The sequence below is a fragment of the Paenibacillus alba genome, assembly GCF_013204855.1.
GTDB classification, from domain to species: domain Bacteria; phylum Bacillota; class Bacilli; order Paenibacillales; family NBRC-103111; genus Paenibacillus_E; species Paenibacillus_E alba.
In genome coordinates, this window is sequence record NZ_JABMKZ010000022.1 from 61,542 (window position 1) to 86,654 (window position 25,113).

Genomic DNA, 25,113 nt, shown 5'->3' on the forward strand with positions numbered 1-25,113 from the left:
AGGGTGATAGTAAAAATGGGGAGTCCTACACCTGCAAGCATAAACCGCTTACCCTGGAGCATCGTACCCTTAACAGATGACCACTGCAAAGAGCTATGTACTTGGCAATATCCCGCTCCCTACGAACTCTACAATTGGCCATCCTGGGACACCATGCAGCAGGAACAATCGGAGTTTGCTGATCTGCTGATTCGAGCCGAGCAATACCGAGGCGTTATTGATGAAGAGGGTACCTTAACAGGCTTTGCCCAGTTCTTCCCTATTGTTGGTGTCACAAGAATAGGTTTAGGCCTTCGCCCTGATCTTTGCGGCAAAGGAGCTGGCCTAGGCACCCAGTTTGTACAACTGCTGATTCAAGAAGCGCAGCGTCGTGCGCCAAAGCAGGAAATCGATCTGGAGGTGCTCGTCTGGAACGAACGCGCTATCCAGACCTATCAGCGTGCCGGATTTATGCTGACAGATACGTATGACAAGTGGACACCGACAGGGGTATCTGCCTTTCACTGCATGGTGTATAGGTCTGGAAATCAAGCTTATTCATAATCATAAGCAACAGCGCCGACATCACTCTCTCCTGCATACGTTCGAAGGAGGTCCAGGAACGGCTTCCCGTAGTTTCGGTATTTCACTTCACCGACACCTTTAATGCGCAGCATAGCCGTCTCGGTTGTGGGGCAAATTTCACTCATCTCACGCAGGGTGCTGTCGGAGAAAATAATATAAGGCGGCACTTTCTCGCGTGCAGCCATTTCCCGGCGCAGAAGGCGAAGCTGTTCGAATAGCGTATTGTCGATAGCCGCAGCAGCGCGAACTGGCTGCCTGCGCACCTTCTGGTTGACTTGCAGCTTCCCTTGCAGCACTTCGGCTGCCGGCTGCATCAGCTTCACAACCGGATACTGCCCATCGGACAGCTGCATGAATCCCTCAGAGATCAATACATTGATCAGATCCGAGATTTCCTTCTCAGCGAGATCCCGCATAATGCCGTGGGTCGGCAAACGATCGAAGCGATAGTCGAGAATCTTTTTCGCTTTGGAGCCTTTGAGCACAGAAGCGACCATCGAGATCCCGAAACGCTCTCCCATGCGGCGAATGCAGGAGAAAATTTTCTGCGCTTCCACTGTAATGTCCACCGTATCGCGATCATCTTTGCAAGAGCTGCAATTGCCGCAGGTATCCTTGATATTCGTCTCATCAAAATAGTGCAGAATAACATTACGCAAGCAGCGCGGCGAATAGCAATAGTCGATCATCGTCTGCAGCTTCTTGTATTCGTTCGCTTTGCGCTCAGGCGAGAGTTGGTTCTGCTCGATCAGGAACTTCTGCGTCATAATATCCTGCGCGCTGAACAGCAGAATGCATTCACTCGGTTCCCCGTCACGACCGGCACGACCAGCTTCCTGGTAATAAGCTTCCATATTTTTTGGCATATTGTAATGAATGACATAGCGGACATTGGACTTGTCGATGCCCATTCCGAATGCGTTCGTCGCAATCATCACACGAATATCATCATAGAGGAACGCCTCCTGCATATAGGAGCGCTCATCATCGGTAAGACCGGCGTGATACTTGCCTGCGGCGTAGCCTTTTTTGCGTAACAGCTCATAAAGTTCTTCTACATCCTTGCGGGTTGCGGCATAAATAATACCGGGTTGATGCGTATGTTCCTTCACATAGTTCTGAATGTAATCCCGCTTATTTTCCCCGCGAAGAATCGTCAGCTCCAGATTATCCCGAGAAAAACCATTGATAAAAATGCCCGCTTCATTCAGATCGAGCAGCCTCGCAATATCAGCCGTAACCTCGGCCGTAGCCGTTGCCGTAAATGCCGCCACGATCGGACGATTCGGCAGCTCTCTGATAAACGGAGCAATGCTCACATAGCTCGGGCGGAAATCATGCCCCCACTGAGAGACACAGTGTGCCTCATCAATCGCAACAAGCGGCAAATTAAGCGCCGCCATCCGCGCCCGGAAACGCTCCGATTCGAGCCGCTCAGGTGCAATATACAGCAGCTTGTATTTGCCCTGCATCGCACCCTGCATCCGTTGTTCAACTTCTCTGGCTTCCAGTGTGCTGTTGATGAAAGTCGCAGGAACGCCAAGCACATTCAGCGCATCAACCTGATCCTTCATCAAGGAAATGAGCGGCGAAATGACCAACGTCACGCCTTCCATCAGCATGGCAGGAACCTGGTAACAGATTGATTTACCGCCACCGGTCGGCATGATGCCTAATGTATCTTGGCCGCCCAGCAAGTTGGTAATGATATTTTTCTGACCTTCCCGAAATTCCGGATACCCATAGACCTGCTGTAATACCTTTCTTGCTCCATCCAGCATAGCTTCTTTACACCTTTCTATATCACACTTCTGCGTGTTTTAGACCAAATAAATAACGGAAACCAGCTTCTCACCGTCATGCACCTTGAGTACGTGATTGCTGGCATCATGGCGCACAGAGCCCGCTCCCACCTGTATAACCGGAGTGCTGCCTAAGGCATAGAAGATATCGTCAGCCAGCGTGCGCAGGCATTCTTCTTGTTCATCCTTATCAAGAGCTTGCCAATCGTCCGCATCCATTTCCAGAAATTCATAAAATCCGTTCACCATCTCAATCCCACGTACGAAATCTGTGACAATGTCCTTATACTCTCTGCCAAACTTAACACCCATGCGCACAGTCTCCCTTCAGCAACTTTCCTTATCCCTTTACTTTATCATATTATAGGTCCAAATGCAGGGTTAACCCCTTTTGCCCTGATTAAAAAATTACCCTTTGGCATAAACTATGGAAATGGGCAATTTCGGAAAAAATCTGTTACTATGGAAGAAGGAATGTACCGCTCGGAGGGTAGGAAAGCACACATGCTGAAACTGCAGATTCCCAAAAATCGAATGAACTACCTAATCAAGCAAATCCCGCTGCATTTCGACGCTGTCGTTCTGGAGCAGGGCTGGGAGTATTATCATAAAGGTCGTGTGACCGAAGTAGACCTGAAGGGCACTAGCATTCAGGCAACGGTAGCTGGCAAAAAGGTCAATACCACGACGTTGAATTTAGAAAACTTCTCGACTAGCGAATGCAGTTGTTCTTATGATGGCTTTTGCAAGCATATAGGAGCGACGTTTTTTAGTCTTTATGCCCCTTATGGCCGTCCGGAATTGGTGCTTCAACAGTTAAAACAACAAATACATACGCGCAAGAAGCCAATTCGCGGAGCGGCGCTGGCTCAGGAACGGAAAGCTGCCGCGCAGGCCAACGTGCCTATGGAAGAAGCTATGCCTATCGACTGGCATCGTTTCTTTGAAGGGAAGTTTCATGGGTTCTCCATTTCCCATCAACATTCCATTGAGACGTTCTATGATTCTGCGCTGGAGTCTTTGCCGCCATTCGCTGCGAATTGGAAAAGCACCACCCGCGAGATTTACCTGTGTCATATCGTGCTTTTCATGATGCGGAAGATCGAGCAGTTTTATCAAGAAACCAAAAGCTCCTACTTATCCTATTATCACGAAAATGGATGCAAAATTGCCGCCAAAAATTGTGAGGATAAGCTGGTGGAGTTTGTGGAGCGGATACAAATCAATGCCTCTTTCAAAGCGGAACCCAAACTCTGGCTAGCCACGCTCAAAATGCTCGGAGAATTCGCCCTGCAAGGCAAGGATAGCCCGATTGATTGGCTGTTCGTATACCGTTTCATCTGGTGGAAGCTAGCTGACCAAACGCAGGCACAGAAAGAGGAAATCCAGCGACTCGAGGTGCTTCTTGCGAAGAAGGAGCTTCTTGCTCGGAAGAAGGATACCCTGATTGCGGCCAGAGCTCATTTCGATATTATCCAAGAGGATACAGACAGCGCCTTCGAACGTCTGGCACAGCTGGCTCAGCCAAATGCCAAAGACTATTTTCTCTATCTGAACCATTATTACAACGAAAAGCAGTGGAACCTTATGGTCATCTGGCTGCGTTGGCTGTTCAAATCCATTGCGAATGCTCATCACGATGACTTCCGCACCTTCTGCCAATTCTGGCTCGATACGACCAAGCATTTGGAATCTGACAGCGAATGGGTTCAAGTGATGGAGTCCCTTCTGCCTCGCTCCTACTATTATTACACGGCTTATTTATTGCAAACGAAGCGGTATCGGCAATGGGTCGACTTGCAGCTAGCGAACCGAATTTCGCCGCTTAGTCTATATGGCATGGAGCTTAAAGCGATTGAAGAGCATGATTCCGCGCTGCTGCTCCCGCTTTATCATCAAGCGGCTGAACGGGCAGTTTTGGAGAAAAACAGAGCTTCCTATAAGACGGCTGTACGCCTTCTGAAGAAGCTTCACGGTATTTATAAACAATTAGGCCAGGATGATCGCTGGGAGCACTATGTGTATCGCTTAGCGGATAAATTCTCGCGCTTGCGTGCTTTCCAAGAAGAGCTCAAGAAAGGAAAATGGATTCGATGATCGAAACCAGCGCGCTAACTGTTCACGTTAGCTCCCTACCTAACGGTTCTTTATTTCTATGGGGTACCCGTGAGAACGGCGGCATTTGGGATGCTCTTGATTTGAAAAATATGCTGTTTGCCTGGCATCGCGCCTCCTTTTTCGGCACGTTCATGGAGCCCAGCGAGTGGCAGAATCGTGAAGGCATTGAGCTGGGTCCGCTGGAGGCGCTCGATTATTTCAGCGATCCGCAGCCTGTGCAGCATCTGCGCTTAAGCTGGCAGCAAGACTGTGCGGATTTGATTCGCTTGGCGCCGGCTGTTCGAGAGGCGCTGGCATCCGGCAGCTTCATGCCGGATTATGAGAAATGGAAAGCCGGTGAAATCGGCTGGAAGCTCCAGCTGCCTGAGGAGCTTCAGGCCTTGGAATCGCAGGCGGTCACGCGCTGGATTCATGCCCTGATCCCCGAGTGGGTGGACGCCGACGGCATTATGAAAGACAATCTGCGCAAGCTTGAAGCGGCGTATCCGTTGATGCGCCGCGGAGAGATTGGCGCAGACCTGTGGCTCGACGAGGAAGATTGGCTCGTCGCCATTGGCTGGCGTCAGGATCGGACACCGATGCGTACTTGCTTGCAGCTCATGGAGCCGGACCTGGCGCATGGCCCGGGCTGGCAGCTGCGCGTGCTGCTGCAGGACCGGCTTGCGCCGGAGGTGCTGCGCGCCGTGACGCCCGGCGGCGAGCCGGCGCTTGGCGAACAGCCGCTGCCCGAGGCGTGGCTGCCCGAACTTGGCCGCGTTGCACGTGACGCGGCCAAATGGGTTCGCATCCTGCCCTGGCTGGATGCGGGCGAAGGCGAGCTCCGTCAAACGTTGACGGAGGAAGAGGCTTGGCGCTTCCTCGCAGAGGGAAGCGTGCGGCTTGTAGAAGCCGGGACGAGTGTATTCCTCCCGGCCTGGTGGGAACGCATCCGCAAGCTGAAGCCGAAGCTGCGCGCGAAGATCAAGTCTTCCGTCGGCTCCGGCCGGGAGACGATGTTCGGGCTCAGCCAGCTGATGCAGTTCGACTGGAAGCTGGCTGTCGGGGATCTGGAGCTGACGGAGGAAGAATTCCGTCAGCTTCTCGAAGAGAAGCGCAAGCTGATCCAGATTCGCGGCAACTGGATACAGCTCGATCCGCTGTTCATGGCGCAGGTCGAGCAGATTATGAAGCAGGTGCAGAAGAAGCAGGGCCTTTCCTTCCGCGATGTGCTTGAACTGCACTTCGCCGGAGATGCCGCAGGACTGCTGCCTGCTGAGGACGATCCCGATGAGATGCGCTACATCGACATGGAGGTCGAGCTGAACGAGCAGCTGCGCCATATGGTCGATCAGCTGACACAGACGTCAGCTATTCCGACAATTCAACCGCCGCCGAGCTTTCAAGGCTCGCTGCGTCACTATCAGGTGGATGGCATCTCTTGGCTGTTGTTCCTGCGCCGTTTTGGCCTCGGCGGCTGTTTGGCCGATGACATGGGTCTTGGGAAAACGATCCAATGGATTACCTATTTGCTCACAGTGAAAGAAACGGAACAGCCAGATACGCCATCTTTGTTAATTTGCCCGACCTCGGTTCTGGGCAACTGGCAAATGGAGCTTAAACGCTTTGCACCCTCGCTGAAGGTTCATTTGCATTATGGTCCCCAGCGTTTGAAGGGACCTGACTTTCAGGGGCAGATCGTGGGCAAAGTTGATTTGGTTCTGACTTCCTATACGCTTTCCCATCTCGATGAAAGTGAACTGGGCTCTGTTGCCTGGAACTCCATCTGTTTGGACGAAGCTCAAAATATCAAGAATGCTTATACAAAGCAAGCCTCGGCTATCCGCCGTTTGGACGGCTTTCACCGCATTGCTCTAACGGGAACGCCGATCGAGAATCGGCTTACCGAGCTGTGGTCGATCTTCGATTTCGCGAACCCTGGCTATCTCGGCACGGTACGTGAATTCACGCACCGCTATGTGAACGCGATCGAGAAGACGCGCGATAGTGAGACGATCGGCAAGGTGCAGAAGCTGATCCGCCCGTTTCTGCTCCGCCGCGAGAAGAAAGATCCTGCCATTCAGCTGGATTTGCCGGAAAAGAACGAGTCCAAAACGTTCATCTCGCTAACAGCCGAGCAGGGCTCGCTGTACGAGAACTACATCCAAGACATGTTCGATAGGCTGGATAAGCTCTCAGCCATGGAGCGGCGCGGCCTTATTCTCGCCGCGCTCACGAAGCTCAAGCAGGTATGCAACCACCCTGCTTTGCTGCTCAAGGAAGGGCTGGGCGCCCCTTGGAGCGGACGCTCTAACAAGCTCGAGCGCCTGCTCGAGATGGTACATGAGCTGCGCCAGGAAGGCGACAAATGCTTGATTTTCACGCAGTTTGTGGAGACTGGCAACCTGCTTCAGCATGTGCTGCAGCAGGAGCTTGGCGAGAATGTGCTGTTCCTCCACGGCGGAACACCCAAAGCGGGGCGCGATGCCATGATCGCGCACTTCCAGGACGCCAGCCTGCCGGCTGAAGAGCAGCGCAATGTGTTCATTCTTTCGCTGAAGGCCGGCGGCATCGGGCTCAACCTGACGGCGGCGAATCATGTGTTCCACTACGATCGCTGGTGGAACCCCGCCGTCGAGAACCAAGCGACGGACCGTGCCTTCCGGATCGGGCAAACACGGCATGTGCAGGTGCACAAGTTCGTCACGCTTGGCACCCTCGAAGAGCGCATCGACGAGATGATCGAGCGTAAGCTCGGCCTGAGCCAGCAGATCGTCGGCTCCGGCGAGAACTGGATCACCGAGCTGTCGACCGATGAGCTGCGCGACCTGTTCTCGCTGCGCCGCGAGTGGGTTGAAGATTAGTTATACAGAAAGCCTCCACACCCACTTGAACAGTGGATGTGGAGGTTTTTTGATGGTTTTGATGGTTTTGGCTATTTGGGTAATTTTGGTTGTTTGGGTGGTTTTGATGCTTTGGGTGCTTTGGGTACTTTTGAGTACTTTGAGTACTTTGAGTACTTTGAGTACTTTGAGTACTTTGAGTGCTTTGAGTACTTTGAATACTTTGAGTACTTTGAGTACTTTGAGTGCTTTGAGTGCTTTGGCTGCTTTGGGTGCTTTGGGTACTTTGAGTACTTTGAGTACTTTGAGTGCTTTGAGTACTTTGAGTACTTTGAGTGCTTTGAGTACTTTGAGTACTTTGAGTACTTTGAGTGATTTGGATGGTTTGGGTGGTTTTTTCCTGTTACTTGGGACTCGTTCATACATGGGAACCTTCGTGGAACAGCCTCTCTTCATTCTGAAACTAGGCGTTTTTCGTATATTTCCATATTCCTGCGAAAATGCATCCTTTTCCTTCTGAGAATAAGCAAAATTGTAAAAAGCCTGCTATTATGCATCCTTTTGAAGCTTTTTTTCAATTCTAGGGTGCAAAAGCTCAGAAAGCCTGCATAATCGCAGGTTTTTGCTATTTTTCACACGATTTGATCGATAAAGCCTGCACTTTAGCAGGCTTTTCAAAATCAGTAAGCCACAGACCTGCAAAACCATACTATTACTTCCCCCACCAATTAAATCCTCCGGATCGTTATTCATTTATCGACAAAATTGTTCAATTTACTCCGGGCATTTCAACCTTTTTATCTAAATAAAATCCCTCTTCCCACAGATGAACTTATATGGTAGATTAAGGTTGTTCCATTAGTCATCCATAGTTGGAGAGTACACAAGTACTTCCGTGTACTTGGTGAATGCGTCATTCTCTAGAAAATGGCTTCTCTTTTTCACCTTAAAGTTTAACCGTTTAAACTTTAGTGAAAGAAGTGAGCTAGTGATGAACGACGGAGTATTCAGCTTGAAAAATGCGGACGATGCCCTTATTCAAGTGACGAACTGGACCATGCATTAAGCCTTATTTATCACGCAAACACCAGACAGATGGGCAGCCATTTGTCTGGCGTTCGGTTTCTTTCTTTGCCAAGTTAAAATAACACTTCCCACGCGGAAACACTTATGGTAAATTAAGGGTGTACATAAGAATCTTCCAATGGTCAGGGGTTAAAAGTGATTGCAATGTCGCTTGCGGCACGGGTCATTTTTTACATAGATCACATTTCTTTTAACCTGAAAGTTTAAGCGTTTAAACATATAACGCAGAAAGGAGTAAGGCAGTTGATTGGATAACTTGGTTTTTCTCAAGCAAGGAGGCATTTTATTCACCCAAAAAGAAAGCGCTTAAACTTTAATTATTTTATAATTTTAGGAGGATGTTACATGACAACAACTACAAATTCCAAAATTAAAAGAAAATCACTTTTTTCCATTCTGCTTAGCTCCGCAATTGCAGCGACTCTGCTCGTTGCCGCTCCCGCTCAACAATCGCACGCTGCAGGCAACCCTGACGCTAATTTCTCACCAGCAACGCTGCAGTTCCTGAAGACAAATACAGGCCTCGATGGTGAGCAATGGGATAATATTATGAAACTCGTCAACAAACCTGAGCAAGATTCGCTCGATTGGACGAAGTTTTATGGCTATTGTGAAAAGCTTCCCGATAAACGCGGATACACGATGGGCATTTTCGGCGCTACGACAGGCGGTGCCAATGACCCCAATCCTGATGGTCCCACTTTATTCAAGAAATATGACGAGGTTAGCGGAGCCAGCAACCCTTCGATTCAAGGCGGACTGGCACGTATTGGCGTCCATGGGACTATGAAAGGCTCCATTCTGGAAATTACGGATAGCGGGAGTGTTTTCTGCGGCAAAATTAACGCCTTGCAGAACAATAGCAAATGGAGAGATGCCATCTGGAGCACTTTCTACGATGTATATATCAAATATAGTGTACAGCAAGCACGTCAGCGCGGTTTCAGTTCGGCCTTAACCATCGGCTCTTTTGTGGATACGGCACTGAATCAAGGCTCCACTGGCGATTCAGGCAGTCTTGAGGGGGTTCTCTCACGATCTGGCACGAGCAAAGATGAGAAGACATTCATGACTAGTTTCTACGCGAAGCGCACCTTAATCGTTGATACCAACGACTATAACCAGCCGCCCAACGGCAAGAACCGTGTGAAGCAGTGGAGCACGCTTCTGAAAAATGGAGAAACCGATCTGAAGAACGCGGATGCCGCCATTGTTCAAGTGACAAACTGGGAAATGAAGTAAGGCGCATCTTGATTTGGTCCTTTTGAAATTTGCTAAGCGGCTCTTGACCAGCCACAAACTAGCTAAGCATTTCATCCACATAGGTCGATCGGTTAAAGCTTTATCTCCTTAATGCAAACGCTTTGAGCACATTATGCCAATCACCAATCGTTTCCGGAAGCGGCAAGCCCAATTTATCCAACCAATCCTGGCGAATAAGCGGGCCAGAGAGCAATCTTCGGCTCAAATGGCCATCGCATGGGTACTCCGTGGCAATCATGTTACGTCAGCACTTGTTGGCGCTAGCCGAGTTAGCCAGATTGTGGACAACGTTGCGGCGCTCAATAACTTGGCGTTTACTGAGAGCGAATTGAAGCTCATTGATGAAATCTTGAAAGCTGAGTAAAGATATACCAAAAAAGTGGTTGTCCTGAAGATTCATCTCCCTTTTGGGGAAGAGACTTCTATTTGCGAAAAAAGCAAGGCTTCGAATTGAATGGGCTGAGCCAGGTCCGTGGCTCCCCGATTTTGAAAAGCCTGCAAATTGTGCAGGCTTTTTCGCTAAAATCGTGTGAAAAATGAGAAAGCCTGCGATTATGCAGGCTTTCTTAGCTTTTCCCTCCTGGAATCGAAAAAAGGCCTCCAAAGGATGCATAATTGCAGGCTTTTTACCTTTTTGCGCCTTTCCCTGAGGAAAAGGATGCATATTCGCAGGAATAGGCGAAGAAAATGAATTTCATCAATTTCAGGATGATGAGGGCCGTCCCACAAAGGGCGTGTATGAACGGAACGGGGCCCAAATAACAGGAACAACGCCTCAAAGCCACTCCTCAAGTGTGGAACAAGGCATTTTGAAGTCCATCCATCCCCCATGTCCGCATACGGGATATGCGAATGAAGCAAGTTAACATAAAGCAGTTCCACTGCCGCGCAAAATGAGCCATAGAAAGACTCTATGTACCTATTGATCAAATCACTAAATCCAAAAATAGATAATACCCTTCTCCCAACGCGCAGGAGTAGGTTTGGATCTGATGGGACGTATCCAAGTCCGTATAAGCCTGGGAAAGAATACCTTGGTCCTGCAGATTCATCATGAGAATGTTCGAGATAAAATAGGGCCTCCATGTCCAGTTCGCTCCGCGATAGCTGTCATCTTTGCTCCAGGCTTCGTCTTTGCGCGAGTAGTTGGATGAGATTTGATAGCCATCTCCAAGACAGATGTAGATCCGCATGCAATTATCGGAAACGCTGTTCAGCATATTCTCGATCATGGAATCCGCATTATCGGATGTGGATATTCGGACCGAACCGCGAAGCAGAGAATCGAGGCTTTGATGTATGGTGAGGATTCGGCTGTAGCGTTGAAATTCACTTTGACCGAAGATGTTCATTTCTTCTTTCAGCATCGCTTTGAAAGCGTCCTTCTTCTGGAGCTCAGGCTCCGCTTTGGAGAAGAGATAGCCCTGAACATACCTGGCCCCAACTTGCAGCGCGCTGTGGAGTTCTTGCTTCGTTTCCACGCCTTCGACCAGCAGGGAAGCACCCATTTGAGCAGCTAAAATGGAGAACGACTGCATCAAGGCCTTGTAGCCCGCGTGGATGACGCTTTTTTTCAGAAGATTCAGGTCAATTTTCAAAATTTTCGGTTGGAGACTGGCGATCCGGTCGAAATTGCTGAAGCCGCTGCCCACATCATCAATCGCAATCGTACAACCGAACTCTCGATAGATTTCTACAATGCGCGTCAGCTCCTGAAGCTTTCCCGTAAATTCCTCCTCGGTCACTTCAATAACGATACGCGCTGGATTGATCTGGTATTTTCTCAACAACTCAATGGTAGGCAGCATGCCCGTCCGCTTATATGTTTGATAGATCCAGGATGGCTTTAAATTAATGAACAATGCACTCTCGTCTTCTACAGTTGTAATCCGTTCAATAGCCAGTTCTCTTAAATAACGATCAATCGACAAATGATCCTCTTCAGAAATGTCAGGATCCTTGAAAAAAGGTCCCAGACTCTCAACATGGCCTTGCCGCACCCTTCTGCCCAAGGTTTCGTAACCGATGATCTCTTGGCTTTGCAGAGACAGAATGGGTTGGAAAAATGGACGTACTTCCTGCTTCGGCGGAATCCTGCTGTCATTAACCTGCACGGTGTGCGCCCTCCTCAAGCTGTAATCAATGTACTTAAATATAACATTAGTTGTCTAATGAATAGTATTGTAAACGACATCGACCTTTCTTGCAATGGATTGATGGAAGAAAACATGACATTATCATTTTTTAAAGGAATTTGTTGGTCGGTGTCGAATTTTTAGCATATCATTCACATTCTAATTAGAAGTTAGGTGACAGTTCGCTATGAAGGCATTTACGAGGTCTCGGATCTCAATGCTATACGTTATTTTAATCGTCGTCTTACTGGCTTTTGTAAGTGTATCCAACTACATCGCTTCAAGGAATATGGAAAGTGAAAGCAATGCGATTGTGAAGGACTCAATCCCCATTGCGACAACGACGAACAGCCTGCTAACGGATTTAATTAATCAAGAAACAGCCATTCGGGGCTTCGAGCTAACCACCATCGAGCAATATCTGGATCCCTATACAGCTGGCCGAAAGCAGCTCGAGGAAGATTTGGACAAGATTCGCAAGTATGACAAGAAGTATCCGACATTACAGCTCATTATGGATACACAAGCCATACCGGCCATTACCAATTTACAGAAATTCTATGATTCGCAATTAGAGTTGGTGAGGGCAGGGAAAACGGACGAAGCCAAAGCCCGCTTGGCCTCAGGTAAAACGATGATGGACCGTTATCGGATCATTCACACCAGTATTGAAAAAGCCATCGAACAAATTACAGCAGATGCTTACACCGCTTCGCTCAAAGCTGGTCAAACCTCCCGTATGATTACGATGGTTGGAGGCATTATCGCTTTAATCGCCGGCGGTCTATCCATCTTCATTTCTCTCCGCGCGAACCAAGCTGAGGAAGAACTTCGCAAAAGCGAAGAAACCTATCGCTATATGGCTGAAAGCCTAGAGACACAGAACGAGGAAATCATTGCCCAGCAGGAAGAGCAGCAGGTGACTCTGGCCAAGCTGTCCGAACGGGAACGGGACTTGGAGCTTATCTCTTCCTATCAGGAGAAACTGACAGGGTATGTGGAATTAAAGGATTTCTTAAAGCATACACTGCCTGCCCTATTGAACTCATTAGCCCAGGATGCTGCTCTAGTTGTCATAGAGCGCCCCTCTTCCGCGGATGGCAACAACTTATCTTATGATGTTATACATTCCATTGGATATCCCAAAAATCATATCAGTCAACATCAGCAAGAGCTGTTTGGCCCTGCCAAACGCGTTTTCGATGAGGGGACGCCGATCTACCACATGCGGGATGTGCACGGACATGAACAAGGGATTCATGGCGGCATGCTTCAGGCTTGCGATCAGTATATCCCTCTATTCGATGATAAACAGAAAGTCATTGGCTTCTTGCTACTAACCAGCTATCAAAGTTCTCTCCTTCATGAAACTAATCAGCGGTTAACCAAAGGGTTAGTTCGTCAGTTCGGTTTAGCGTTCTACTCTCAGGTTATGAATGACGAGAGGCTTCGCCAAGCGGCTAATCTCGCTAAGCTTAATGATCAGCTCATCGCTGAAAAGCAGCTTATTGAAGGCCAGCGTGATTTGATCCAAAATATTTTGGAATCGGCTCACGAAGGAATGATGATGTGTGATTCGCACGGTACGATTCTCTTCTCCAATCATCGGATGAACCGCTACTTCAATCTGCATGAACGGATAGGGGAGAACTTAATCGCATGCTGTCACGACATTTCTACGGAAACCGCCAGCTTTATCGGTGTAGCTACCTCCATTGAAGCGTTAATCGAAGGTTCGAATTCTCATCTCACGCAGCGCTTTAGCTTCGTATTCGAGGATCAGCCGCAATATGCCGAATTATATGCAACTGTCGTCAGTGCAGATACGGAACAGAAGGGCTATTTATTCGTATTCCGTGACCGAACGGAGGAAGAACGCGTTGATGAAATGAAAAATGAATTCATCAGCATCGTCTCCCATGAATTGCGGACACCGCTTGCCAGCGTGCTGGGATTCATCGAGATTTTGCTGCATCGCGAGCTTTCGAAGGACAAGCAGAAGAAATACATGGAAACCATCTATAAAGAAGCGCATCGCCTATCGAATCTAATCAACGATTTCTTGGATTTACAGCGTATGGAGTCAGGACGCCAACTGTATCATTTCTCACCGATCAATTTAATAAGTACAGCGCAAGAGATTGCTGAACAGTGGCAGGATAAACAAAATCATCACATTATCATCCATCAGCAGGATGAAGAGCTCTGGGTACGCGCGGATGCAGATCGGATGCGTCAAGTGTTCCATAACCTCATCAGCAATGCGATTAAGTATTCACCTGGTTCGGACCGCATTGATATCCATTTGAGCGCTGATCAAGGTAAAATTATCGTAACTATTCAAGATTATGGGCTGGGCATCCCCGAGGAAGCGCATGCTCAGATGTTCTCAAAATTCTTCCGGGTCGATAATTCAGACCGCCGGCAAATTGGCGGTACAGGCTTAGGTCTGGCCATCGTCAAAGAAATTGTAGAAGGACATCATGGACAGATCTCCTACACCTCAGAGATGGGGAAAGGCACCACATTCCGCGTTGTTTTGGATCAATATCAACTGTCTACGTTGGATAATAAAATTGTTATTTTCGAAGATGACGACGACTTAGCCAAGCTGATTCAAGTCGCTCTGAACAAGTTCAACCTCCCTTCCATCCAGATTCGTTCTGCGGAAGAGGGCATTATCGCGCTAAGCCGCTGCATCGGAGAGCCCGTCTTGTTCATCGTTGACATTCATCTCGAAGGAGCCAAGACAGGTTGGGATTTCATCGCTGATCTCTCTCATCATCCGGTGTATTACCAAACCCCTGTCATCGTATCAACGGCGCTGGATCAGCCGCACGATTACCATGAGAAGGATATCCAGAAGTATCTCAAAAAACCGTTTTCGATGGAGCGTCTCGTTCAGGTAGCCAAGCATTTGCTCGAAACGAAGCAAAGTAATGCTTATGTGTTCCATACGCAGGACAAAGATTCCCTCTCCACTACCCTGCAGCGCAAAGGGATTGATATTATCGAAATGAAATCGAATATGGATATGATCGAGGTCGAAATCAAAAAACCACAATCAGACGCCTAGTCACCGCAAACTCTCCTTCCGGCTCATCGGGGGAGAGTTTTATTTATTGTAAAGGGAAAGGGATTTCCCTGCTATGCAGCCAATATACTAAAGTAATAGTCAGGGATGAGAAGGAAAGGTGTGAGCCAATTGGCAAAGCTTGAGTACGCTTCCAACACAAGACAAGCACGTGGAGTCTGGACACTGTTCTTCTCCTTGCCCATCTTCGCTTGGGCGATGTACGATTTCGCGAATACGATTTTCTCCTCCAATATCGTAACTGTCTTTTATCCGTTTTATCTCAAAGAAACATTAGGGAAAAGCGAAGAGCTGAATCAAATCGCCAGCACCTTTATCACCTATTCCAATGCCTTGTCCAGCTTCTTTCTCGTGCTGCTATCGCCTCTATTCGGAGTCTGGATCGATCGGACAGGCAAAAAGAAGGCTTACCTTATTCCTTTTACCTTAATCGCTATTGTTGCTACACTGCTCATGGGTATTTCCGCCATCTGGGATACAGAGCAGCAATGGCTCGGACTCAATACGTCGGTGCTTGGCGTCATCTTCTTTTTTATGATTGCCAAATTCTTTTACAATTCCAGCCTGATCTTCTATGATTCCATGATTTCGGATTTGGGCAGCGAGCGCGAAATTCCGATTATTTCCGGCGTTGGCGTTGCCGTAGGCTATGTGGGCACTTTGGTTGGTCTCATCGTCTATCCGCTGATTAACGGAAACCACTTTGAAAATACGTTCATTCCCAGTGCATTGATGTTCCTGCTCTTCTCTTTGCCGATTATGTTTTTCTACAAAGAGAAGCCTATACAGGCGGTTAAGGAGAAAAAATCACTGCTCAGCGGGTACCGCGAGATTTGGGCTACATTCAAAGAAGCTAGGAAGTACCGAGCTGCTTTCCTGTTCATGATCGCCTATTTCTTCTTCAATGATGCGATTGCCACAGCGATTGCCGTCATGGCCATTTATGCGAACACGGTGATGGGCTTCACCACAGGGCAATTCATTCTGCTCTACTTGGTCTCGACGGTATCGAGCATCATTGGCTCGTTTCTCTTCGGGTATGTCACAAGGAGTATTGGCCCCAAGCATGCCGTGACCATCGTCGCCTTCATCCTCATTGTCGCAATTGCGGTCGCTTCTCTGGCAACTAGCCAGAGCTTGTTCTGGATAGCCGGCAGCCTGTACGGCGTTTCAATGGGCGCTATGTGGGTAACATCGCGAACACTCATTGTACAATTAACGCCGGAAGAGAAACGCGGCCAATTCTTCGGATTATTCGCTTTCTCCGGCAAAGTGTCCTCTATCGTCGGACCCGCGCTGTATGGATCTATTACGTGGGCACTCGCTTCTTCAGGAAATTTGGCTAGCCGCGCAGCGTTAGGCTCCCTCTTAGTGCTCGTCATTATTGGCTTGTTCGTTCACATGCGCGTTCCGCAGAAATTGCATTCTTCCTCTTGATTCAGGTACAATAGCTTTTAATCATAAGCGGAAGGAGTGAGGAGTATGAAGACTGCTGTCGAGCATAGATTTCTTCCTATTTCTCATTCCATGGAACACTAAAGCATTCGTTGCTTTAGTGTTTTTTTTCGCAGATTTTAGCCCCTCTGGGCGGAGCTGATTTCAGGCAGGAAACCATAGGATACACAATTTTTCACATTGGAAGGAGAGATGGATATGCGGTATAAACGAGTCCTTATCAAGCTTAGTGGCGGAGCTGTCGCGGGAGACAGCGAATTCGGCTTTGATCCGATGCAGCTGGACCACATTGCCAATGAGATTATGACGGTTGTGCAATTAGGCGTAGAGGTATGTCTCGTGATCGGCGGGGGCAATATTTTCCGTGGCAATATGGGAGAAAGCTGGGGCATCGAGAAGGCTGAAGCCGATAATATCGGCACCTTGGCCACCGTCATCAACAGTCTCATGCTGCGCGGCGTTCTGAAAGCGAAGACCCAAGCGGAAGTCCGCGTTATGACGGCCATTCCGATTGCTTCCGTAGCGGAGCCCTTCATCCGGCTTAGAGCTATTCATCATCTGGAAAAAGGGTATATCGTTATTTTTGCAGGCGGCAATGGGCAGCCCTTCGTCACCACCGATTATCCATCGGTCCAACGAGCCATCGAGGTCAACTGTGAAGCGATTCTTGTCGCGAAGCAAGGTGTTGACGGCGTGTTCGATAAAGATCCCAAACACCATAAGGAAGCTGTTCAGTACAAATCACTTCACTACAATGATGTCATCCACAACAATCTGAAGGTCATGGATCAGTCAGCCTTCATCTTGGCCCGTGATTACCATGTTCCTATCCATGTTTTCAACTTCGACAAGCCTGGCTCTATGAAAGAAATTTGTATGGGACAAAATACGGGTACAATAATTAGCGGATCTTCTGAACTTATTTATCATTAAAATCATGGTAGGGGTAAGCGAGGCTTCCCCTACTGTTTTATAAACTGAAATCCTACCATTGGTTACGCTGGGTTAAAGTGTAATGCAAATCTTTCCGAAGTAAGAACCATTTTGCAAATAGTCAAAAGCTTCGATTGCCTGTTCAAATGAGAAAACACGATCAATGGCAGGATGAAGCGTATGCTGCGTAATCGCACGATTCATAGCTTCAAACATCGCTCTGCTCCCCACATTAATTGCTTGAAGCCGCACCTTGCGCACAATGGCAGGCACCACCTGGAAGCCTTCCACTGAGCCGCCGGAGAGAAGTCCAACGATGCTAATTCGACCCCCTACACGAAGCGCTGAGATGGAATGATTAAGCGTAGAAGCCCCGCCCACATCAACAATATGGTCTGCACCTCGGCCTCCCGTCAGCTTCAATACCTCATTCTCCCACTCGGGCTGAGCCCTGTAATTAATTCCGAAATCCGCACCCAGCTGACGCGCTTTCTCCAGCTTCTCATCACTGCTGGAGGTTGCGATAACCGACGCTCCTTGGAGCTTGGCGAATTGCAGTGCAAATAAAGAAACACCGCCTGTTCCCTGCACCACAACCGTATCCCCGCTTTTGACGCCGCCTTCTTCGACAATCGCATGCCAGGCCGTTACTCCCGCACACGGTAGTGTCGCCGCCTCCGCATCTGTCAGGTAGTCCGGCACCTGCACGAGCCCTTGTTCAGGCAGAACCACGTATTCTGCCAGCATTCCGTCCAGCGGACTGCCAAGCGTGCTCCCCCAGTTCGCCTGGGAAGCTTCTCCCGCAATCCAGCTTTGCGTAAAAATGCCGCTGACCCGCTCGCCCACGCCGAATTTGGATGCCTGCGCACCAAGCGCAACCACCTCGCCAACAGCATCAGAGGTCAGAACCAGCGGGTTTGATAGATCGGGTTGATAGATGCCAGCAATAACACCCAGATCACGGGAATTCAGAGCCACGGCACGAATCTTGATCAACACCTCATTTGGCCCTGGGATCGGCATTTCTCGTTCTACTTGTTTCACATGTGCAAGACCATAACCACCTTGGATTTGTATAACTTTCATTCTGTATCTCTCCTCCATAACTCAATATAGACATATAATAGTCCATCCCATAAAATTGAGTAAGTAGGCACTTATTTGTTCACTGGGCACCCAAAGGTGCATAGGGAGGTAAATGATGTTCTTAACCGACAAAGGAAATCAACCTGACATATCCTTAAAAGTCTGCGGCTATAGCAAAATGCTTGAGATTATTTCGAGCAAATGGACCGTGCTTGTCTTCTATGCCTTGGAGAATGGCAGTGCACGGTACGGTGAAATGGGGAGGCGCATTGAAGGCATTTCCAAAAAAATGCTAACCCAAACCTTGCGTCAATTGGAACGGGATGGACTTGTCATGCGCCATCTGACGCCAACCATTCCGCCTCGCGTTGACTATTCACTGACTCCGCTTGGCGAAAGCATGTTAAAGCCGATGCTTGAGCTTAAAAAGTGGGCGATTGATAACTTTGCCATCGTAGAGCAAGCAAGAGATCGCTTTGATCAAACGGCTGCAGCTCATGATTTTGCTGAGAATGAGTAACAGCAAAAAGGATAGAACGCAGTATTCGCTGCTGTTCTATCCTTTTTTATTGAAAAAGCTTTTAGCCTAATTGAGTATCAGTTCGTAATAGTCATTGGCATTCTTGGTTGTAAATCCACATGATTCATATAAGCCCAGCGCCTTCTCGTTCTCTACGGATACCTCCAGCTTAATGTACGTCGCCTTATCCATCTTTTGGAGCTCCGTAATCGTTTGACGGAGGATATGGCGTCCGTAGCCTTTAGCCCGAAACTCCGGCACTACACAAAAGCCATAAATGAATCCAGTCCCCTCTGCCTCAACCATCGCGCCTATCTTCCCAATAGGTTCTTTCTGCTCACCAAGCTCCGCGATCCATGTCCGTTCTTTCTGGCCTTCGATCGTCTGACTGACGTAATCTCTAGTGTCCTGCTCTGTCATATTGAACCCCGACATATTGAGCTTTACCAGCAGCTCTACATCCTGCTTATCTGCCAAGCGAATCGTAATTTGCTCATCCAAAGCCGGAAGAGCAGCAGCAGCATGGCCCCGGAGCTCCATCACGTATTCAGAGAAGCTATACTGGGAACCCAGTTTCGCAAGGAAACTTTTCCCGCTCTCAGAGCTTCTTTCATTGATGAAAATCAACTTCGGTACCTGTCGATGTCGACACGTGTCTATCGCTGTTTGAACCAACTGACTGAAAATGCCCTGCCGCCGCGCATCTGGATGCACCATCCCGCTAAGCTCTACTTCGGTCGATAGAAAGCTATATATAGCCAGGAAACCAACAATCCGGTCATCCTGGTAAAATAAAAAATCATTCGTCACGCCAGCTGGACGATCCGTTAATGTGCCCCAATTCAGCTTAATCTCGATGCCTTCTTGACGATTACAAATCTCCCAAAGCTCCCGAACTTCCTCCAACTCCTGCGGCGAAAGACCGGCTCTTGGTACAATACCTTGTTTCAATAGATTGCCCCTCCACTTGTTCAATGTTCTTCCTGCTGTCATTATACATGCCTTCCTTCCAAAGTGGTAAGCTAATAAATAATTAAATCTAAATTTTCGTCCATGGTGAACGATTAGCCAGACCTATTCGTATTATCTAGGAATTCAGACAGAGAGGATGATCAAACCCTTGGAAGAGCACGTACTCATTCGTCAGGCCATGCTGGGAGATCATGCTGCTCTGTCTCAGCTGCTGCAGCAGCATTATGACTTTGTATACAAATATTTGCTGAAGATTACACTCAATCCCGTTATGGCTGAGGACATCACCCAGGAAACCATGATGAAATGTATAGAGAAAATAAAGCTTTATCAGGAGAAATCCTCCAAGTTTTCTTCCTGGCTCATGACCATCGCCACCCGGCTGTACATTGATCAAGGTCGGCGTCGCAAACGGGAGAAACTCTGGCAGGAGCAGCAGCAAAACTTGCGCCACATGCAGTGGCAGGCCGGAAATCAACACGAGGATTGGCCGGATGTCCTGAATGCTTTGACTGAACTAACTGAGGACAGCCGCATCCCGCTCATTCTCAAGCATTATTACGGCTACACCTATGAGGAAATCGGCCAAATCCTCTCCATAGCGGAGGGTACCGCCAAATCCAGGGTGCATCATGCATTGAAACACTTACGAAAGGAGCTGGCGTAGATGGATGAGAATCACAAGACGCCGCGGCGGAGTGAGCCGGAGCGAGGACGGAATGAGGAGCAACTGGGAAAGCTGCACATGGAGCAAGATGATGAACAAACGATTCACTCCCTGCAAGAGGGTCTTCGTACCATGGACCGTTTATTCTCTCCATCTACGCCTAGTTCCGCTTGGTTCGAGCAGCGAATTGCAGAAACGCACAAGAAACAGCGTTTAAGGCTGCTTCGTGATTTACTTACATTATGGTTAGGAGCTTTGACCATTCTATACCTTTTATATGCTATTGCAACTTCTCAGCCGTTGGCTTTTCTTTCCCTGCAAGCTGCAGCAGTTATTGTTCCTATAGCTTGGCTACTTTTACGAAAGCAGGTGGATTTACATGAAGAATCCTGATTGGGATGCATTGCCCCTATGGGCTTGGATTGGCATAGCCATCCTGCTGCTTGTGCAAAGCACTTGGCTGTTCGTTGATGCGCGCAAGCGCAGCGCCCGCTATCCCTGGTTCTGGGGGATTTGGGGCATCATCCAAGCACCTACGCCGCTGATTATCTATCTGTTTGCTGTGCGCAAGATTCATCGTCGTTGGTTGCGCAAGGCTTAATCCATTTGGCGTATCTCTAAGTGAGATTCCAATGTTCATGCTCAGTGAAAAATTCAAAGGAAGACAGTTGGCAGCAAGGTTATACATGTCTTTCTGTTTATACACACTTTCAAGGTGGATTGGCTTGAGTCGCTTGAGTTTGCTCACGCTGATAGATTTTCTCAGGCCCGTCCGTAAAAATCGCCTAATTCCTGCGATTCTGCATCTTTTTCATCATGAAAATAAGCTAAATCGTGAAATTCCTGCAAATATGCATCCTTTCGAGACCTTTTTTCGATTCCAAGATGAAAAAGCTTGCAAAGCCTGCATAATCGCAGGATTTCTGATGTTTTCACACGATTTGATCGAAAATGCCTGCACTTATGCAGGTATTTCAAAATCGGTGAGCCACGGAGAAAACCAAGAGTTTCTACGAAGTCGAATATCGCCAATATCGGAGCCTATATTGTGGAATGCCAAAAAGGAGCTAAGCGGTACAAGCCGCTTAGCTCCTTTTAATATGCCGTTTTCTATGGATTGAAACTGACTTGCATTTCAACAATAGTTACTTTTGAGACAAAGATAAACTTCTACAGCGGTAAAAGCGCCAAGGCTGTTTGCTGCCCCAGCCCTCCCACCATGTCATGCCAAGCCTGCGGCTTATTGGCTAGAATGGCATAGTAGCCTTTCAGGAATTTCTCAACGATTGCCGCGTCGAGCGCTGTCATATCCTCGTCTGTTGGCAGGAAGCAGAGATCCAGCTCCTCCACAGCTTCGCCATTGTTCTCCCAAGACGGATGAACATAAGGGAAATCAATTCGCTTATATCCCAAATGCGACAGTACCTCACGTCGCACATAGGGGTCCATCGGCTTCACACCGCCAAAAGCATGTCCCTCAATCCGATACGGATCGTAAATTTCGGCGAACATTCCAATCATCGGCTTACCCGACTTGACGGCCAAAGCCTCCAAATCCGCCCACCGCTTCCGTGCCAGGAAGCGGCCAATCCCAAGTCCCGCTTGGCCAATAATCGTGAAGTCTGTCATCGCTACCTGAAGGTCGTCATAGTAACGATACTCCGTGGCACCTACTACTTTTCCTTCGTGCACGGCTACGAATACACGAATTCCCGGGTCCTCCAACGGCTCTTTCCATAGAGCGTACTCCAATACCTCTTCCGAAGGAAACACCTCCTTCATCAAATCATGCATCGCTCGAAATAAAGGATTATCAATACTTGTTATGCGTATGTATTCCATTTATCTTGTTCACTCCTTCCATTTGATCAACATTTCTCCGAAACGGGTTCCGCCATTCCATCAAAAGCGCATAGTTCAGCGATTCCTCATCTTCTAAATAGTTCGGCACTACCTGTACGGGAGTCCGCCCGCAGCGCAGCAAAAAAGTAATAACCGGGTCCTTCAACGCACCCTGCATCACAGCACTCACATACTCTTCCGCAAGCATCGTATCAGAATGCCGATGATAACCTGGCATCCGCCCGCCACCGAGCAGCCTTCCAAGGCCAAGATGAACAACCACTTCATACATCGATTGCATCATCCACTTGCCAAGCCCAAACTTGCGGAATGCAGGGTGAATACAGATGTCCACAATGTAGAGGGTGTCGCCATTAGGACGATGCGTACGGATATACCCATTGTCCGTTATGGCAGACCAGCTATGATCAGCCGCATGGGCTTCTTCCTCATCAACGCGAAGCCCCGTGATGGACCCAACAATCTCACCGGCTACTTCTACACAAAGCGCTCCTTCAGGGAATCGGGTGATATGTTCAGCCAACTGTTCTTCGTTCCACCAAAGCTCCGAGGGAAACGGAGGCGGGAAGCTTTCCTGCTGCACACGAATGAGCGCTTGAAAGTCTTCTCTGCCATATGTGCGTATGACAGCCTCCATCGGCTTGTCTCCGTCGAACACGTACATCTTTTTCATATAAAATCGCTCTGATGCTACCCTCATTACGCTAAGCTACCTCCTAGGCTTGCCGCCTTAAGACCAATCTGTATACAGGTCCGTTCGGCGATCGCGCCATGTGGTAACGGAACCTTTTTCCCGAACAAGGGTTAGAAGGTCCAAATCCAGATCAGCTGTGACCACCATGTCCCCGTTAATTTCGCCTTCAACGAGAATGCCTTTGGGCGGAAAAGGCACATCATTGGGTGTAATCACCGCAGCTTGCCCGAAATTGCCTCTCATGAAATCAACCGTAGGCAAGGAACCCACCGTCCCCGTCGTAACCACATAGATTTGGTTCTCAATCGTCCTCGCATGACAGGTATACCGTACACGATGGAATCCATGCCGATCATCTGTACATGAAGGGGCAAATAAAACATCTGCTCCGCGGGCTCTTGCCATCCGCACGATTTCGGGAAATTCTACATCATAGCAGACCAGAATGGCAATTCGGCCTTTATCCGTATCAAAAACCTGCAAGGAATCCCCTGCGCCCATATTCCATTCTTTGATCTCCGGCGGCGTGATGTGCAGCTTCTTCTGCTCTCCAACCCTTCCGTCCGGATAGAACAAATGCGCGGTATTATACAGCTTGCCCTCCTCGGAGGTAATATGGGTGCCACCGATCAAGTGCATACCCGTTTGCTTAGCCAATCCTTGAAAAAGCGAACGGTAAGCCTCTGTATAGGAAGGCAGTACCTCAATCGACAAAGCCTTTCCATTCTCATCACCAATCGACATTAGTTGTGTTGTAAACAACTCCGGAAACAGGACAAAATCCGCCTCAAACTCCTGAGCTATCTTCACATAATGCTCTACCTGCGCAGCAAACTCATCGAAACTATGTATCGTGTGCAAATGATACTGCACCGCTGAAACTCGCATTTTCAACAACAATCTCTCCCTATCCCATGAAATTCATCTACAAACGGACGAGTACTCTTCCTCTGACTTTTCCGTTCAAAACCTCACCTGCAGCATCACCAATGCCCGCCAGGCCCACCTCTTTATATACCGTCCGCTCTAGCAGCTGCGGTTTCAGTTCCCCCGCGATGCGCTCCCAGAGCAGTCTGCGAGTTGGCATCGGACAGTATACCGAGTCAATACCGACTATATTCACGCCTCGCAGTATAAAAGGATATACAGACGCCGCGAACTCGCCCCCACCCGTTAAGCCGCTAAGAGCGACCGAACCGCCGTATTGCATTCGACTTAGCACATAGGAGAGCGAATCACCTCCGACAGGATCGACAGCGCCGGCCCAATACTCCTTATTCAGCGGCTTCTGCTCAGCCGGAGAGAGCTCCTCGCGAGACAGCACGCGCCTTGCGCCTAGCTCAAGCAAATACGCATGATCAGCGGATTTCCCCGTGCTCGCCTCAACTTCATAACCAAGCCCAGCCAGCATAGCTACGCTGTTGCTGCCCACACCGCCGGTTGCGCCGCGAACCAGCACCGGTCCTTTAGCACGGCTTAGCCCATTCTCCTCCATCCGCAGGATGGAAAGGGCGGCAGTAAAACCGGCTGTCCCGAGAATCATTGCCTCGCGATGGGTAAGCCCCTTCGGCAGCGGCACAACCCAATCAGCCGGCACCCGTGCATACGAACTGAACCCGCCTAAATGCCCCGTTCCCAGCTCATAGCTGGTCACAAGCACCTCGTCACCTTCCCGATACCGACCATCAGCCGAGGCGACCACCGTCCCCGCCAAATCAATACCAGGTACCATCGGATAAGCTCGCACAACGCGCCCCGTCGGAGAGCAGGCCAGCGCATCTTTATAATTAATTCCGGAGTAGGAAACGCGAATCGTAACTTCTCCCGCCGGTAAGTCCTCCATATGCAGTTCCTTCATACCGCTGGAGAATTGCTCTTTCGAACGGTCTACCACCCATGCCTGAAAACTATCCATATCGCGCCTCCAAGTCCATAACATTCACTTCACATTGCTGCTTTTATCTTACTCGATTTTGTTGTCCGTTTCCATTTATTCAAGGCCGACTGCCAGGGTGGAGAATGCGCGCATATGAATAGCTGGA

The 25,113-nt window shown here is 48.8% G+C and carries 22 protein-coding genes and 1 pseudogene; 13 read left to right on the forward strand and 10 right to left on the reverse strand.

Going from position 1 to position 25,113, the window contains the following annotated elements; translation table 11 throughout:
- The first annotated feature begins 15 nt into the window (after nt 1-15).
- Nucleotides 16-543 carry a GNAT family N-acetyltransferase gene (locus HQN90_RS24000; protein ID WP_173223387.1) on the forward strand — a complete coding sequence of 176 codons (528 nt, stop codon included), beginning with the start codon at nt 16-18 and terminating at the stop codon, nt 541-543.
- Here the strand turns inward: HQN90_RS24000 and recQ are convergent.
- Complete coding sequence (gene recQ / locus HQN90_RS24005) at nt 534-2,345, reverse strand: DNA helicase RecQ (RefSeq protein ID WP_173223389.1); 1,812 nt, start codon at nt 2,343-2,345, stop codon at nt 534-536. The two genes, HQN90_RS24000 and recQ, sit on opposite strands and share 10 nt — an antisense overlap.
- Nucleotides 2,346-2,384: 39 nt before the next feature.
- Nucleotides 2,385-2,678: a hypothetical protein gene (locus tag HQN90_RS24010; protein ID WP_173223391.1), complete on the reverse strand. Its 294-nt coding sequence runs from the start codon at nt 2,676-2,678 to the stop codon at nt 2,385-2,387.
- Between the two features lie 192 nt (nt 2,679-2,870).
- Between HQN90_RS24010 and HQN90_RS24015 the strand changes: the two genes are divergently transcribed.
- Together HQN90_RS24015 and HQN90_RS24020 are read left to right on the forward strand one after the other, a co-directional pair.
- Nucleotides 2,871-4,463: an SWIM zinc finger family protein gene (locus tag HQN90_RS24015; RefSeq protein WP_173223393.1), complete on the forward strand. Its 1,593-nt coding sequence runs from the start codon at nt 2,871-2,873 to the stop codon at nt 4,461-4,463.
- Complete coding sequence (locus tag HQN90_RS24020) at nt 4,451-7,324, forward strand: DEAD/DEAH box helicase (protein WP_173223395.1); 2,874 nt, start codon at nt 4,451-4,453, stop codon at nt 7,322-7,324. Before HQN90_RS24015 ends, HQN90_RS24020 begins: the two co-directional genes overlap by 13 nt.
- Here HQN90_RS24020 and HQN90_RS24025 read toward each other — a convergent pair whose 3' ends face one another.
- Nucleotides 7,325-7,729 carry a hypothetical protein gene (locus HQN90_RS24025; RefSeq protein ID WP_173223397.1) on the reverse strand — a complete coding sequence of 135 codons (405 nt, stop codon included), beginning with the start codon at nt 7,727-7,729 and terminating at the stop codon, nt 7,325-7,327. It lies immediately after the preceding gene.
- A 1,005-nt stretch (nt 7,730-8,734) separates the two neighbouring features.
- On the opposite strand from HQN90_RS24025, the gene HQN90_RS24030 reads away from it, so the two are divergent.
- Nucleotides 8,735-9,631, forward strand: a complete 897-nt coding sequence (locus HQN90_RS24030) for a chitosanase (protein WP_173223399.1) — start codon at nt 8,735-8,737, stop codon at nt 9,629-9,631.
- A 202-nt stretch (nt 9,632-9,833) separates the two neighbouring features.
- Nucleotides 9,834-10,016, forward strand: a pseudogene (locus HQN90_RS24035) (aldo/keto reductase); the annotation flags it as partial.
- A gap of 562 nt (nt 10,017-10,578) precedes the next feature.
- On the opposite strand, the gene HQN90_RS24040 reads toward HQN90_RS24035, so the two are convergent.
- Complete coding sequence (locus HQN90_RS24040) at nt 10,579-11,766, reverse strand: EAL domain-containing protein (protein WP_173223403.1); 1,188 nt, start codon at nt 11,764-11,766, stop codon at nt 10,579-10,581.
- 238 nt (nt 11,767-12,004) lie between these two features.
- On the opposite strand from HQN90_RS24040, the gene HQN90_RS24045 reads away from it, so the two are divergent.
- From HQN90_RS24045 to pyrH, 3 genes are all read left to right on the forward strand, one after another.
- The gene (locus HQN90_RS24045; protein WP_246362806.1) at nt 12,005-14,863 is read left to right on the forward strand and encodes an ATP-binding protein; all 2,859 of its coding nucleotides are present in this window, start codon (nt 12,005-12,007) and stop codon (nt 14,861-14,863) included.
- Between the two features lie 105 nt (nt 14,864-14,968).
- Nucleotides 14,969-16,318: an MFS transporter gene (locus HQN90_RS24050; RefSeq protein WP_173223407.1), complete on the forward strand. Its 1,350-nt coding sequence runs from the start codon at nt 14,969-14,971 to the stop codon at nt 16,316-16,318.
- A gap of 216 nt (nt 16,319-16,534) precedes the next feature.
- Entirely contained in the window at nt 16,535-17,269 is a 735-nt protein-coding gene (gene pyrH / locus HQN90_RS24055) for a UMP kinase (protein ID WP_173223409.1), read from the forward strand.
- Nucleotides 17,270-17,341: 72 nt separating this feature from the next.
- Here pyrH and HQN90_RS24060 read toward each other — a convergent pair whose 3' ends face one another.
- On the reverse strand, nt 17,342-18,355 hold the full coding sequence (locus HQN90_RS24060; RefSeq protein WP_173223411.1) for a zinc-dependent alcohol dehydrogenase family protein: 1,014 nt from the start codon (nt 18,353-18,355) through the stop codon (nt 17,342-17,344).
- Between the two features lie 112 nt (nt 18,356-18,467).
- Here HQN90_RS24060 and HQN90_RS24065 point away from each other — a divergent pair, with 112 nt between their 5' ends.
- Nucleotides 18,468-18,875, forward strand: a complete 408-nt coding sequence (locus HQN90_RS24065) for a winged helix-turn-helix transcriptional regulator (RefSeq protein WP_338042373.1) — start codon at nt 18,468-18,470, stop codon at nt 18,873-18,875.
- 66 nt (nt 18,876-18,941) lie between these two features.
- Here the strand turns inward: HQN90_RS24065 and HQN90_RS24070 are convergent, their stop codons facing one another.
- Nucleotides 18,942-19,868 (reverse strand): GNAT family N-acetyltransferase, encoded by a 927-nt coding sequence (locus HQN90_RS24070; protein ID WP_173223414.1) that lies wholly within the window; start codon nt 19,866-19,868, stop codon nt 18,942-18,944.
- A 127-nt stretch (nt 19,869-19,995) separates the two neighbouring features.
- Here HQN90_RS24070 and sigY point away from each other — a divergent pair, with 127 nt between their 5' ends.
- From sigY to HQN90_RS24090, 4 genes are all read left to right on the forward strand, one after another.
- Entirely contained in the window at nt 19,996-20,514 is a 519-nt protein-coding gene (sigY, locus tag HQN90_RS24075; protein WP_246362807.1) for an RNA polymerase sigma factor SigY, read from the forward strand.
- Nucleotides 20,515-20,907, forward strand: a complete 393-nt coding sequence (locus HQN90_RS24080; RefSeq protein WP_173223419.1) for a YxlC family protein — start codon at nt 20,515-20,517, stop codon at nt 20,905-20,907.
- Nucleotides 20,894-21,115, forward strand: a complete 222-nt coding sequence (locus tag HQN90_RS24085; RefSeq protein WP_173223421.1) for a sigmaY antisigma factor component — start codon at nt 20,894-20,896, stop codon at nt 21,113-21,115. The genes HQN90_RS24080 and HQN90_RS24085 overlap by 14 nt, the downstream gene beginning before the upstream one ends.
- A 124-nt stretch (nt 21,116-21,239) precedes the next feature.
- A complete protein-coding gene (locus HQN90_RS24090) occupies nt 21,240-21,635 on the forward strand; it encodes a hypothetical protein (protein ID WP_173223423.1) in 396 nt (131 codons plus the stop codon).
- Nucleotides 21,636-21,684: 49 nt separating this feature from the next.
- On the opposite strand, the gene HQN90_RS24095 is transcribed toward HQN90_RS24090, so the two are convergent.
- From HQN90_RS24095 to HQN90_RS24110, 4 genes are read right to left on the reverse strand one after another with little or no spacing between them, the layout of a single operon-like run.
- On the reverse strand, nt 21,685-22,356 hold the full coding sequence (locus tag HQN90_RS24095; protein ID WP_173223425.1) for a GNAT family N-acetyltransferase: 672 nt from the start codon (nt 22,354-22,356) through the stop codon (nt 21,685-21,687).
- Nucleotides 22,328-23,077 carry a GNAT family N-acetyltransferase gene (locus HQN90_RS24100; protein ID WP_173223427.1) on the reverse strand — a complete coding sequence of 250 codons (750 nt, stop codon included), beginning with the start codon at nt 23,075-23,077 and terminating at the stop codon, nt 22,328-22,330. The genes HQN90_RS24095 and HQN90_RS24100 overlap by 29 nt, the downstream gene beginning before the upstream one ends.
- A gap of 30 nt (nt 23,078-23,107) precedes the next feature.
- Nucleotides 23,108-23,965, reverse strand: a complete 858-nt coding sequence (locus HQN90_RS24105) for a carbon-nitrogen hydrolase family protein (RefSeq protein ID WP_173223429.1) — start codon at nt 23,963-23,965, stop codon at nt 23,108-23,110.
- Between the two features lie 31 nt (nt 23,966-23,996).
- Nucleotides 23,997-24,986, reverse strand: a complete 990-nt coding sequence (locus HQN90_RS24110) for an acrylyl-CoA reductase family protein (RefSeq protein WP_173223431.1) — start codon at nt 24,984-24,986, stop codon at nt 23,997-23,999.
- Nucleotides 24,987-25,113: the final 127 nt, after the last annotated feature.